Here is a 13,134-nt window from a genome sequence, read left to right as displayed (position 1 = left end):
CTCACCCGAGGTGAATCTGCCCTTCCGGATACCGCACCCGCGGCACGGACCGCGTGGCCAGAAAGTACCCCAGCGTCAGCGGCCCCACCCGCCCGAGGAACATGACCACCTCGCAGACCACCCGGCCAAACTCCGTCAACTCACCGGTATAGCCCCGGCTCAGCCCCACGGTGCCAAAGGCCGAGGCCACCTCGAAGGCGATATCGAGGAAATGCCCGTCATGGCTGGCAACCATCAGAAAGGTCGCCACGAAGATCGTCAGAATGCTGATCGCGGTCAGCGCCATCACCTTAAGCACCTGCTCCAGCCCGATCGAGCGGCCAAAGGCATGGAGCTGCGTCTGCCGCCGGAAAAACGCCACCGTCGCCAGCAGCATCACCACGAAGGTCGTCACCTTGATGCCCCCCGCCGTCGAGGCCGGGCCGCCGCCGATCAGCATGAGCGAGATGAACATCAGCGCCGTCGAGTCGTGCAGCCCGCCGATATCGGTGGTGTTGAAGCCAGCGGTGCGCGGCGTCACCGCCTGAAACCAGCTCACCGCCAGCCGCGCGGTGTCCGAGCCGAGCGCGCCCAGCGTGCGCGGGTTGGTCCACTCCAGCACCGCGAAACTCGCCATCGACCAGACGATCAGCACCGCCGTCCCGATCAGCATGATCTTGGTGTGCAGCGTGTAGTAGCGCCAGCCGGGCCGCCGCCCGATGTCATCGAGCACCACGTAGCCGATGCCCCCGGTGATGAAGAGCGCCGGAATCACGATGTTGATCACCGGATCGGTCGCAAAGGGCACCAGCCCCGCCCCGATGGTCGAGAACCCCGCGTTGTTGAAGGCCGAGACCGAATGGAAAATCGCCGTCCACAACCCCGGCCAGAAGCCCTGCTCGGGGATAAAGGTCAGGCACAAGAACAGCGCCCCCGCCACCTCGCAGGCCAGCACCACCTTGAAGATCGTCGCCACCAGCAGCCCCAGCCGCGCCAGCGACGACTGGCCAAGGTCTTCGCGCAGGTAGGTCGTCTGCGTCAGCCCCACCGGCAGCCCCAGCGCCGAGAACAGTAGCACCGCAAACACCATCAGCCCCAGCCCGCCGACCTGGATCAGCACGGCAAGCAGCAATTCGCCCCAGAAGGTCAGCACCGCGCCCACGTCAAACACCGCCAGCCCCGTCACCGTCACGGCGGAGGTGGCAGTGAAAAGCGCGTCACTCCAGCCGACCGGCACATGGGAAGTAAACGGCAGGCGAAAAAGCACTGCCCCCAGCAAGATAAATGCCGCATAGCCCCCTGCGAGGATTAGCGGCGCGGGCAGCTCGGCGAGCCTGCGGGCAAGGCTCTTGACGTGGCGGCGGACCCGTCGGCTCAAAGCGCGTCGCCAAAGGCGCGCAGATCGGCGCGTTTGCCCAGCACGATCAGCCGGTCATCGGCCTGCACCGTGAGCGCATTGTCGTTGCAGGAGTGAAAGGCGGTGCCGCGCATCAGCCCCAGAAACCGCAGGTCTTCACCCGCGATCCGGCGCAGCGCGTTCAGCTCGGTGCCATCCAGCCGCTCGGGCAGGTGAATGTTCACCACCGAGTAGCCGTTGCGCAGGCTGGCATAATCCTCGACCACCGGGTTGTTCAGCATCTGGCTCACCCGCTTGCCCATGTCCTGCTCCGGCAGGATCACCCGGTCGGCACCCAGCTTGCTCAGAATCCGGTGATGCGTCCGGTTCGCCGCCTTCACCCAGATCGTCCCGACGCCGAGCATCGTCAGGTTCATCGTGCTCAGGATGCTCGCTTCGATGTTCTCGCCAATCGAGACCAGCGCCACATCGTAGCGGTCGATTCCCGCCTCCCGCAGCCCCTGCTCGTCGGTCGTGTCGAGGATCACGGTCGATGCCAGCTCATCAGCCAGCCGCGCCACCCGCAGCTCGTCGATATCCACCCCGATCACCTGATTGCCAAAGCGCGCCAGCTCCGTCGCGACCGTGCCCCCGAAAGCGCCCAGCCCGATCACCGCAAAGCTGCGGTTTTCCTTCGCCATATCGCATCCCCTTCGGGCCACCGGCCCTGACGTTCCGGCCTTTTACGCCGCAAAACCCGCGCATAACAGCCCGGTTCCTCTCGACGGCAGGGCGCTCACGGGGATATGAGAGGCAAAACGCTGCACGAGGACGAACCATGTCAGACCGCCTGCCCCACGAAAAAGGCTTTCACGTGTCCTGGGACCAGATCCACCGCGACAGCCGCGCGCTGGCGTGGCGGCTCGACGGCAAAGGCCCCGATGACGGTGCGTGGAAGGCCGTGGTGGCCATCACCCGTGGCGGCATGGCCCCGGCAATGATTGTGGCGCGCGAGCTCGATATCCGCACGGTCGATACGATCTCGGTCAAAAGCTACCATTCGGGCGGGGGCAAGGCCGACCAGCGCAGCGAGGCGAAGGTGCTCAAGAGCCCCGACGCCGAGATGATGGGCGACGGCACCGGCATCCTCGTGGTCGATGACCTCGTGGACACCGGCAAAACGCTGGAACTGGTGCGCGAGCTCTACCCCAATGCCCATTTCGCCACCGTCTACGCCAAGCCGCAGGGCGAGCCGATGGTGAACACCTTCATCACCGGCGTCAGCCAGGATACCTGGATCTTCTTCCCATGGGACATGGCGCTGCAATATGTCGAGCCCTATCGCGGCAAGGACTGACGTGCCCGCACCAACCACCCGCACCTTCGCCTCCCCCGTGGTCGAGGCGAAGAGCTGGCTGCAGGGCCTCACCTTCCCGCCCGAACGCCCCCTGATCGACGCCGGGCAGGCCGCCCCCGCCGATCCGCCGCCCGATGCGCTGCGCGAGGTCATCGCGCAGGCCGCGCTTGGCGATCCGGCGGCGCATCACTATGGCGCGGTGCTGGGGGAAGGCCCGCTGCGCGAGGCGCTGGCGGCCAATATCTCGGCCACCTATGGCGGCACCGTCTCGCCCGGTCAGGTCGCCATCACCTCCGGGGCCAACCATGCGTTTTGCGCCGCGCTCGCGGCTCTGGCCGGGCCGGGCGATGAGGTGCTGCTGCCAACGCCATGGTATTTCAATCACAAGATGTGGCTCGACATGGCCCACATCACCACCCTCCCCCTGCCCTGCGGCCCCGGCCTCATCCCCGATCCGCAAGAGGCCGCCGCCCTGCTGACCGAGCGCACCCGTGCCATCGTGCTGGTGAGCCCCAACAACCCTACCGGTGCCGAGTATCCGCCCGAGGTGCTGGCCGCCTTCCGCGACCTCGCCCGCGCAAGCGGCATCGCGCTGATCATCGACGAAACCTATCGTGATTTTACCGCCACCCCCGGCGCACCCCACGGCCTCTTTGCCGATCCCGATTGGGATGACACGCTGATCCACATCTACTCCTTCTCCAAGAGTTTCCGCCTCATGGGCCACCGCGTCGGGGCGCTGGCAACCTCGCCCGCACGGCTGGCCGAGATCGAGAAGTTCATCGACACCGTCACCATCTGCCCCACCCCACTGGGCCAGATCGCTGCGCTCTGGGGGCTGGAGAACCTCGGCCAATGGGTCGCTTCCCAGCGCGACGAGGTGCTGGCCCGCCAGTCTGCCATGCGCGACGCCGCGCCCGCGCTCGCCGCTGCCGGCTGGCACCTGCGCGGCCTCGGCGGCTTCTTCGCCTGGATCGAGCATCCCTTCGCCACCGATGCCACCACAGTTGCCCGCGGGCTCACCCGCGAGGCCGCCGTTCTGGCCCTGCCCGGCACCTTCTTCTCGCCCGAGGGAGATGCGATGGGCCGCGCGGCGCTGCGCTTTGCCTTCGCCAACCTCGACGCCCCGGAAATCGGCCAACTCGCCGCCCGGCTGGTGGATTTCAAAGGCCCCTGACCGCGCCCGCCCTTGCTCCCCGGGCGCGGCCCGGATAACAAACGCCAACTGCATAATGAGCATACGGGCGGAGCAATGGCACAGAGCGCGGGCAAGAAGGTAGGCAACATCGTGATCTGGGTGCTGATGGCGCTCCTGATCCTCGGCCTTGGCGGCTTTGGCGTCACCAATTTCGGCAGTTCCATTCAGTCCGTCGGCGAGGTTGGCGACGAGCCGATCACCGTCAACGATTACTACCGCGAACTGCTCTCCGAGATTGCCGCCGCCGAGCGCGATCAGGGCCGTCAGATCTCTATCTCCGACGCCGAGCAACTGGGCATCCTCGCCCGGGTGCGCACCCGGCTCACCAACCGTGCCGCGCTGGACAATGAAGCCGCGCGCATGGGCCTGTCGGTGGGCGACGAGCGTGTGCGCGAACAGGTGCTGGCCGCCCCCGCCTTTCAGGGCATCGACGGCAAGTTTGACCGGGCCGCCTACCAAGGCGTGCTGCGCAACCGCGGCCTCTCGGTAGACGAGTTTGAAACCGGCATCCGCAAAGACACCGCCCGCACCATTCTGCAAGGGGCCGTGATCGGCGGCGTGCCCGCACCGCAGGTGCAGATCGACACGTTGCTAGCCTACTTTGGCGAGCGCCGCAGCTTCCGCTGGGCCACCTTCGGCCCCGAGCAGTTGGCCGAGCCGCTGCCCGAGCCCTCCGAGGAGGAGCTGAAAACCTACTATCAGGCCAACACGCCCGATTTCACACTGCCGCAGATGAAGCGCATCACCTACGCATGGGTTGCGCCCGAGATGCTGGTAGACAGTGTCGAGATTGATGAAGACTCCGCCCGCAAGCTCTACGAGAGCAAGGCCTCGGACTATCAGCAGCCCGAGCGCCGCCTGATCGAACGGCTGATCTTCTCGACCGATGAAGCAGCAGCTGAGGCGAAGGCCGCGCTTGAGGATGGTTCGGCCACGTTCCAATCTCTCGTCGAGGGCCGCGGCCTGACGCTGGAAGATGTGGACCTTGGCGAATTGACCCGCGCCGAGCTGCCCGAAGAAGCCGGAGAGGCGCTCTTTGCGTTGGAAGAACCGGGCGTTGCCGGCCCCTTCACCACCGATCTCGGCCCCGCGCTCTTCCGCATGAACGGCATCCTCGCCGCCGTCGATGTGCCCTTTGAAGTGGCCCGCGCTGACCTCACCCTTGAGCTGGCACAAGAACGCGCCCGCCGGGTGATCTCCGATATGGAAGTGGAGGTCGAAGACCGCCTTGCCGAAGGCGCCACCCTTGAAGAGCTCGCCGACGAGACCGATCTTGTCGTCGCCACCATCGACTGGTGGGACGCCTCCGGCGAAGCCATCGCCAGCTACGACGCCTTCCGCGACGCCGCCCTCACCCTGACCGAAGACGACTTTCCCACGGTGATCCGGCTGGAAGACGGCGGCATCTTCGCCATGCGCCTCGATGAAACCCTTGAGCCGCGCCTGCAAGAGCTGGAGGCCGTGCGCGGCAAGGTGCTCGCTGGCTGGGAAGCTCAGGAAACCGAAAAGCGCCTGCGCGTTCAGGCCGCCGAGCTTCAGGCACAGGTCGAGGCCGGTGCGCCGCTCACCTCCTCCGACGCCCCCGTTGACGAGGCCGAGGCGCTCACCCGCGACGGCTTTATCGACGGCACGCCCCCCGCGCTCGTGACCACCGCGTTCGAGCTTGATGAGGGCGGGCTCGGGATCATCGAGGGCTTCGGCAATGTCTACCTGCTGCAACTGAACAAGATCGCGGCGCCCGACCCCGAGAACGAGCGCATCGCCCTTCTGTCGCAACTCCTTGGCCAGCAGGCCACCCAGTCGATCTCGGTCGATCTCTACTCGCTCTTCGCCGAGGCGCTCGCCCGCGACGCAGGCGTTGAGATCGACAACAGCGCACTCGCGCAGGTCCACGCCCAGATTGCCACGCAGTAGGCCCCATGAGTACGATCGAACCCAGCTTTGAGGATTTCGCACGCGGCTACGATGCGGGCGAAAATCAGGTGGTCTTCACCCGGCTTGCCGCCGATCTGGACACGCCCGTATCCCTGATGCTCAAGCTCGCCGGAGCCCGCGAAGACAGCTTCATGCTGGAGTCCGTGACCGGCGGCGAAGTGCGCGGGCGCTACTCCATCATCGGCCTCAAGCCCGACCTGATCTGGCAGTGCCACGGCGAGACCGCGCGCATCAACCGGCAGGCCCGCTTCGACCCTGAAAGCTGGGAGACCGAGCAGGCCGCCCCGCTCGATAGCCTCCGCGCCCTGCTGGCCGAATGCCGTATCACCCTGCCTGACGACCTGCCTTCCGCGGCGGCGGGCCTCTTCGGCTACCTCGGCTATGATATGATCCGGCTGGTCGAGCACCTGCCCGATGTGCCTGAAGACACCCTCGGCCTGCCCGACGCGGTGATGATGCGCCCCACCGTGGTGGCCGTCCTCGACGGGGTGAAAGGCGAGGTCACACTGGTTTCTCCCGCTTTCACCGCCTCCGGCCTTTCAGCCCGCGCCGCCTATGCCCAGGCCGCCGAACGGGTGATGGACGCCCTGCGCGACCTTGATCGCGGCCTGTCGGGTGAAAGCCGTGAGCTTGAAGCGGCGCATGAAACACCCGAGCCGGTCTCGAACTTCACCCACGAGGGCTACAAGGCCGCCGTCGAGAAGGCGAAAGACTACATCCGCGCGGGAGATATCTTTCAGGTCGTGCCCTCACAACGCTGGTCGCAGCGCTTCGCCCTGCCCCCCTTCGCACTCTACCGCAGCCTGCGCCGCACCAACCCCTCGCCGTTCATGTTCTTCTTCAACTTCGGCGGCTTCCAGGTCATCGGCGCCTCGCCCGAAATCCTCGTGCGGCTGCGCGAGGGCGAGGTGACAGTGCGCCCCATCGCGGGCACCCGCAAGCGCGGCGCAAATGAAGAGGAAGACCGCGCACTTGAGGCCGACCTGCTCTCGGACGAAAAAGAACTGGCCGAGCACCTCATGCTGCTCGATCTGGGCCGCAACGACGTGGGCCGCGTCGCCCGCATCGGCACCGTGCGCCCGACCGAAGAGTTCATCGTCGAGCGCTACTCCCACGTCATGCACATCGTCTCCAACGTGGTGGGCGAGATCAACGACGGCGAAGATGCCCTCTCCGCCCTCCTCGCCGGCCTGCCTGCGGGCACCGTCTCTGGTGCGCCCAAAGTGCGGGCGATGGAGATCATCGACGAGCTGGAGCCCGAAAAGCGTGGCGTCTATGGCGGCGGCGTGGGTTACTTCTCCGCCGATGGCGACATGGATATGTGCATCGCCCTGCGCACCGCCGTCCTGAAGGACGAAACCCTCTACATCCAAGCCGGTGGCGGCGTGGTGTTTGACAGCGACCCAGAGGCCGAGTTCATGGAAACCGTGAACAAGAGCAAGGCAATCAAGGCCGCCGCCGACGACGCTGCAAGGTTCACCCGCCGCGGCAACGCATAGCCACGGGGCTCTCCGACCCTGCGATCAACCCGGAGGGTGGGCTATCTGCCCACCACCCCGCAGCCCTATTTCATCAAAACCGCCGAGACCGGAGCCAGCGCCACGCTCTGCCCCTTGGTTCCGGCAGCCCAGTCCAGCAGGCTTGTCACCGTCTGGCTGAAGCTGTGGCCCATAACCACAACCTCGCCCTGCTGACCGGCCCGAAACGCCGCGCGGTCTAGCGTCCGGCCAATGGCCCCCGCGTTCTCGCCCGCGCCATCCAACTGCTTCCAAACCAGCGTTGACGGCAACCCCGCATTTTCCGCGCCGCGTTGCGCCGAGTTCAGTCCGCTGTCGAAAAAGACCAACCCGTGTCCGGTGTCCCCTGCAATCGCCAGCAACTGACGGGTCAGCGCCGGGTTGCGGGTCACCCCTTCTTCGCCGGTTGCGAGCAGACCCGCCGCGCCGGGGAAGCGCCCGAAATAGCTTTGCAGCGTGGTTTCCATGTCCTGCGGCGTGGCGCCCTGCGGCAGCCCCGTGGGCAGGATCAGCACCTCGAAACCCGCATCCCGGTAGCTCTGCGCAGCCTCAGCCGCGCCGGGATCGGTCGGGTCCACCGCGAATGTGATCGGGAAGTCGATCGCTTTCAGCGCCTCCCGGTCCAGCCCCTGATCGCCGATGTCAAAGAGGATCACAGAAACTAGCGGCTTCGCCTCAGGGTTTTCAAACGGCGCGGCATTGGCCGCCAATGCCGAAAGCTCCGCAGCAGCCTCCGCGCCGCCCGCCTCGGGCTCCGCCCCGGTGTCAGCCTCGGCTGCGGCCTCATCACCAATCGACGGCAGCCGCGAGCCGGGTTTGTTCCGCTCGGTCAGCGGCACGACCCGCTTGCCAAACCCGCCGCCGCTCTCGCCCTGCGTCACGATCCGGCGCGGCAATCCGCCCGATTTTCCGGTGCGGGGCTCCCGCTCGGTGATCGGCACAGTGGCAGGCGGCTCCGAAGGCTCTGCCGGAAGCTCGGTTTCCCGGCTCGCCTCCGTCCGGTCGGCTGCAGGGGCATTGGGGGTTTCGACGGCCACGGCCGGGCTCTCGCGCTCCGGCTGGGTTGGTGCCGGCGCGTCGCTTGCCGCCTCCGATGCCACCGGCACAGCCGGGGCTTCAGAGACCGGCGCTTCGGCCTCCGGCGTCGGCTGGGCCGCTGTTTCTGGCTCGACGTCGATGATTTCCACCGTGCCCGGCGCTGGCTCAGCCTGGGCCACTTCGATCGACTCGTCAGCCCCGGGCTCTGTGCCCGCAACTTGCTCGCCACGCGCAGGTTCCACCGTATCCGCAGGGGCCGCATCGGCGGTGGCGGGCACGGGCGCGGTGCCGGTCACAACCTCCGCTGCTGCCTCAGGCGCCTCAGCCACTTCGGCCTCGCCTGCCCGCACCGCAGCCTCGTTGCCGGTCACGGTCACCACATCGCTGCCGCCCGTCGCGGGGGCCACAGCCACCGAAGCCGGTGCAGCGGCAGAATCGCCGCCGCTCGTGGCCCGCACGGGCGCGGTGCGCTCGGGAGCCTCGCTGCGCGCCACCTCAACTGCGGCCACGGGGGCAGACGCCGCGTCACCCTCGGCGGCAACCACGGCTTCCCTGTCACTGGCCGGGGCGGCCACATCTTCGGCAGCAACCGCCTCTGGCGTGCTGCGCGGCAAGTCGGCGACGGTTTCCGCATCCGTCTGCCCATCATCGGACCCGGGGCGTACGGCTGCGTCGCTGCTCTCTTCCGCCTCTGCCTCCCCCGGTGCCACAGCCACCTCAGCCACCTCAGCCGCGTCATCCGCGGGGTCCGGCTGCACGGGAGCCTCTGCCACCTCTGGTGCACCAGTGGCCTCCGGTGCTGCGGGCTGCCCAGCCACATCCGGCGTCTCTGTTCCGGCGACTGTGCTATCCGAGCCTCCGATCACCGGGGCGCTGTCATCGACGACGGGCGCGGCAGGGGCGGCGACGGCTTCGGTGGATGTCTCGGGAACGGCAGGCGGCGCTGTATCCGGCGCGGGTGCCTCAGCCACCTGCGCACCGGGCTGCACGGGCACCTCGGGCGCAACCGGGCTCGCCTCCGCCTCCGGCGCTTCGGGCTGGCTGTCTTCTCCGGCGCGGGCAAACTCCGATCCCGGCGGAGGCGAAAGCTCGCTTTCCACCTCGGCATCTGCAACCTCTGCAGGCGCCTGCTCCGGCGCTGCGGGGGCTGCATCGGCCTGCGGGGCTTCCAGCCCGCCAGCCCGCTCCGGCACGTCCGCGGCAACATCTTCCTGCGGCAATGGCGTCATCACCGACGCCCCACCCAAAACCACAACGCTCGCCAGAGCGCCCCATGCAACACCCGACAGGAGTCCCTTGCCCATATGCCCGACCTTTCGCCTGTTATCGCAAAGAGCGCCCGATTTTCGAACACTCCCCGCATGTTACGCCCCACCGCACGGTTGGCCAGGGATGGGCTTGACCCCGGCGGCGGGCTACGGGCAAGTATAGCGCCAACCGCGCGGCGGATCACCCCCCTTGCGCACTCTCTTCTCCCGAGGGCCAAATGCTGCTCCTGATCGACAACTACGACAGCTTCACCTACAACCTCGTCCACTATCTGGGCGAGCTTGGTGCCGATGTGCAGGTGAAGCGGAACGACGCGCTCGACACCCAAGAAGCGATGGCGCTGAATCCCGCAGCCATCCTGCTCTCCCCCGGCCCCTGCACGCCCAACGAGGCGGGCATCTGCCTCGATCTGGTGCACGCGGCTGCCGATGCCCGCATCCCGCTGATGGGCGTATGCCTCGGGCACCAGTCCATCGGGCAGGCCTTTGGCGGCAAGGTGGTGCGCGCGGGCGAGATCGTGCACGGCAAGCTCGGCGCGATCCGCCACACCGGCAAGGGCGTGTTTGCAGGCCTGCCCCAGGGCGAGCTGAAGGCCACGCGATACCACTCGCTGATCGTGGAACGCGAGAGCCTGCCCGATTGTCTCGAAGTGACCGCCGAACTGGAGGACGGCACCATTATGGGCCTGCGCCATCGCGAATTGCCCATCGAGGGCGTCCAGTTTCACCCCGAGAGCATCCGCTCCGAGCACGGCCACGCCATGCTGCAAAACTTCCTCAACATGGCAGCAGAGCCCGCATGAGCGATACCATCCGCCCCCTGATCGGCACCGCCGCCGAACGCGCCCTTACCCGCGCCGAAGCCGAAGCCGCCTTCTCTGCGCTCTTTGAAGGTGAGGCCACCCCCAGCCAAATCGGCGGCTTCCTCATGGCCCTGCGCGTGCGCGGCGAGACAGTGGATGAAATCGCCGCCGCCGCCGCAGCCATGCGCGCCCGCTGCAAGCCGGTGACCGCACCGGTAGGCGCAATGGACATCGTCGGCACCGGCGGTGACGGCAAAGGCACGCTCAACATCTCCACCGCCACCGCCTTCGTGGTGGCAGGCGCGGGCGTCGTGGTGGCCAAGCACGGCAATCGCAACCTGTCGTCCAAATCCGGCGCGGCGGATGCGTTGGGGCAAATGGGCGTTGAGGTGATGGTCGGGCCGGAGGTGGTCACCAAGGCCATCGCAGAGGCGGGCATCGGCTTCATGATGGCCCCCGTGCACCACCCCGCCATGGCCCACGTTGGCCCCACCCGCACCGAGCTGGGAACGCGCACGGTGTTCAACATCCTCGGCCCGCTCACCAACCCGGCCTCGGTAAAGCGCCAGCTCACCGGCACCTTCTCGCCCGACTGGCTGAAGCCCATGGCCGAGGTGGTGCGCGATCTCGGGAGCGAGGCCGCCTGGATCGTCCATGGCGGCGACGGCACGGATGAGCTTTCCATCGCCGCGGCTTCCAAGGTCGCCGCGCTCACCGATGGCGAAATCACCGAGTTCGAGGTGCACCCCGAAGAGTTCGGCCTGCCCCAACACCCCTTCGAGGCGATCCTCGGCGGCACGCCGCAGAAAAACGCCACCGCCTTCCGCGCCCTGCTCGACGGCGAGAAAAGCGCCTACCGCGACGCGGTGCTGCTCAACGCCGCCGCCGCCCTCATGGTCGCGGGCAAGGTTGCGAGCAAGGCCGATGGCGTGGCCGCCGCCACCGAAAGCATCGACAGCGGCAAGGCGCTGGAAAAGGTGCAGACCCTCGCCCGCATCACCTCTGCCAAGGCCTGATCCGGGGCAGCTCATCGGCCCTTGCAGGCCCTCTTCGCAGCTGCGATGCGCGGCCGAAGGCCCCGAAGAGCAGCCCCATGCTTGACCCCTGCCGCCGCACCCGCTTTCCTCGCAGGGGGGACAGGGGGAGACAGCACATGCTCAAATGGCTCATACGCGGCGGTGGCTGGCTGGTGCTGCTCTGCCTCGCGCTGGGGGCGATCGGCCTCTGGGTCTGGATCTCCGAAGGTGCACGGGGCCGTGAGTTTGCCCGCAGCGGCATCGAAACCTCCGCTCGGGTGGTCGAGCGCGACAGGCGCGTTCGCATCGGCGGCTCAAAGACACCCACCACAGATTACCGGGTGACCGTAACCTACACCTCCGGCACCGCGCCCGATCTGCAGTTTCACCGCGCAACCGAGACCGTCTCGTCAGAGTTCTACTTCTCCGTCAGCGAGGGAGACACGATCACCGTCAAAACCCTGCCCGACCGCCCCGATGAGGTTGAAATCGAGCCCGGCGGCGTGTCGGATAACGCGTTCTGGGCCGGCATCGCGGGCGCCGTCTTCACCGCGGCTGGCCTGCTTGCGGCGCTGCTCTTCGCCAAAACCGGTTCCGCCGCGCGTGCCCTGCGCCGCCACGGCACCCGCACCAATGCCCGCATCCTCACGCTACAGCCCGTTGGCAACCGCACGGCCCTTACCGTTGCCTTCACCGACGCCACCGGGCAGGAGCGGCAGGCCGAGATCCCGCCATCTCCCACCAAACTGGTGATGGGCGCAAAGCCGGGCGACGACATCGACATCACCTACGCGCCAGAGCGGCCCGGCCATGCGCTGCTCACCGCCACCACAGGCTAAATCACCATTGCCCCGCCCTGCCCCGCACAATAAGTGTTCGCCATGAGCCAGACCATTCTAGACCGCATTCGTGACTACAAGCTCGAAGAGATCGCCGCCGCCAAGGCCGAGCGCTCCGAAGAGGCCATGCTGTCTGCCGCCGCCTCCGCGCCTGCCGTCCGCGGCTTCCGCGATGCGCTGATCGAGCACAGCCGCCATGGCTACGGCCTTATTGCCGAAGTCAAAAAGGCCAGCCCCTCCAAGGGGTTGATCCGCGAAGATTTTGATCCGCCTTCGCTGGCACAGGCCTATGAGGCCGGAGGGGCAGCCTGCCTTTCCGTGCTTACCGATGGCCCCAGCTTTCAGGGCGCGCCCGAGTTTCTGACTGCCGCCCGCGAGGCCACGGAGCTGCCCGCGCTGCGCAAGGATTTCATGTTCGACACCTATCAGGTGCTCGAAGCCCGTGCCTGGGGGGCCGATTGCATCCTCATCATCATGGCCGCCGTCGATGACGCCTTGGCCCATGATCTGGAGCAGGCCGCCACCGAGCAGGGCATGGATGTGCTGGTCGAGGTCCATAACGAGGAAGAGCTTGAGCGCGCCATGCAGCTCGAAAGTCGCCTCCTTGGCATCAACAACCGCAACCTGCACACCTTCGAGACCACGCTTGATACCACAAAGCGCCTTGCCCGGCTTGCCGAGGCCAACCGGCTGCTGATCTCCGAAAGCGGCCTTTCCACGCCCGACGATCTCGCCGAACTGGCGCAATACGGCACCCGCTGCTTCCTGATCGGCGAGAGCCTGATGCGCGCCGATGACGTGGCCGCCGCCGCCCGCGCATTGCTGGCCGACACCACGAGGGGCTGACA

Annotated in this window: 11 protein-coding genes; 8 read left to right on the top strand and 3 right to left on the bottom strand. The window is 67.2% G+C overall.

Features of this window, described 5'->3' with window-relative positions; translation table 11 throughout:
* Nucleotide 1: 1 nt before the first annotated feature.
* Nucleotides 2–1,357: a TrkH family potassium uptake protein gene (locus tag ACXAG6_RS10310; protein WP_475337397.1), complete on the bottom strand. Its 1,356-nt coding sequence runs from the start codon at nucleotides 1,355–1,357 to the stop codon at nucleotides 2–4.
* Nucleotides 1,354–2,016 (bottom strand): potassium channel family protein, encoded by a 663-nt coding sequence (locus ACXAG6_RS10305; RefSeq protein ID WP_475337395.1) that lies wholly within the window; start codon nucleotides 2,014–2,016, stop codon nucleotides 1,354–1,356. Before ACXAG6_RS10305 ends, ACXAG6_RS10310 begins: the two co-directional genes overlap by 4 nt.
* Nucleotides 2,017–2,153: 137 nt before the next feature.
* Between ACXAG6_RS10305 and gpt the strand changes: the two genes are divergently transcribed.
* The 4 genes from gpt (at nucleotide 2,154) to trpE (ending at nucleotide 7,304) form a co-directional block, all read left to right on the top strand.
* Nucleotides 2,154–2,672: a xanthine phosphoribosyltransferase gene (gpt, locus tag ACXAG6_RS10300; protein WP_475337394.1), complete on the top strand. Its 519-nt coding sequence runs from the start codon at nucleotides 2,154–2,156 to the stop codon at nucleotides 2,670–2,672.
* Nucleotides 2,644–3,849: an aminotransferase gene (locus ACXAG6_RS10295; RefSeq protein WP_475337393.1), complete on the top strand. Its 1,206-nt coding sequence runs from the start codon at nucleotides 2,644–2,646 to the stop codon at nucleotides 3,847–3,849. Before gpt ends, ACXAG6_RS10295 begins: the two co-directional genes overlap by 29 nt.
* A 75-nt stretch (nucleotides 3,850–3,924) precedes the next feature.
* Nucleotides 3,925–5,784, top strand: a complete 1,860-nt coding sequence (locus ACXAG6_RS10290; RefSeq protein ID WP_475337391.1) for a SurA N-terminal domain-containing protein — start codon at nucleotides 3,925–3,927, stop codon at nucleotides 5,782–5,784.
* A gap of 5 nt (nucleotides 5,785–5,789) precedes the next feature.
* On the top strand, nucleotides 5,790–7,304 hold the full coding sequence (gene trpE, locus ACXAG6_RS10285; protein WP_475337390.1) for an anthranilate synthase component I: 1,515 nt from the start codon (nucleotides 5,790–5,792) through the stop codon (nucleotides 7,302–7,304).
* A 65-nt stretch (nucleotides 7,305–7,369) separates the two neighbouring features.
* Here the strand turns inward: trpE and ACXAG6_RS10280 are convergent, their stop codons facing one another.
* Complete coding sequence (locus ACXAG6_RS10280; RefSeq protein ID WP_475337389.1) at nucleotides 7,370–9,664, bottom strand: divergent polysaccharide deacetylase family protein; 2,295 nt, start codon at nucleotides 9,662–9,664, stop codon at nucleotides 7,370–7,372.
* Between the two features lie 182 nt (nucleotides 9,665–9,846).
* Between ACXAG6_RS10280 and ACXAG6_RS10275 the strand changes: the two genes are divergently transcribed.
* The 4 genes from ACXAG6_RS10275 to trpC all read left to right on the top strand — a co-directional run bounded on the left by ACXAG6_RS10275 (nucleotide 9,847) and on the right by trpC (nucleotide 13,132).
* Nucleotides 9,847–10,431, top strand: a complete 585-nt coding sequence (locus ACXAG6_RS10275) for an anthranilate synthase component II (protein ID WP_140013824.1) — start codon at nucleotides 9,847–9,849, stop codon at nucleotides 10,429–10,431.
* Complete coding sequence (gene trpD, locus ACXAG6_RS10270) at nucleotides 10,428–11,447, top strand: anthranilate phosphoribosyltransferase (RefSeq protein ID WP_475337387.1); 1,020 nt, start codon at nucleotides 10,428–10,430, stop codon at nucleotides 11,445–11,447. The genes ACXAG6_RS10275 and trpD overlap by 4 nt, the downstream gene beginning before the upstream one ends.
* Nucleotides 11,448–11,584: 137 nt before the next feature.
* Nucleotides 11,585–12,286 (top strand): hypothetical protein, encoded by a 702-nt coding sequence (locus tag ACXAG6_RS10265; protein ID WP_475337386.1) that lies wholly within the window; start codon nucleotides 11,585–11,587, stop codon nucleotides 12,284–12,286.
* Between the two features lie 42 nt (nucleotides 12,287–12,328).
* On the top strand, nucleotides 12,329–13,132 hold the full coding sequence (gene trpC, locus ACXAG6_RS10260; RefSeq protein ID WP_475337385.1) for an indole-3-glycerol phosphate synthase TrpC: 804 nt from the start codon (nucleotides 12,329–12,331) through the stop codon (nucleotides 13,130–13,132).
* Nucleotides 13,133–13,134: the final 2 nt, after the last annotated feature.

This window comes from Vannielia sp. ABF1_015, from assembly GCF_056160745.1.
Note: the sequence above shows the minus strand (reverse complement) of the source record. Positions and strands in the feature narration are given on the sequence as shown.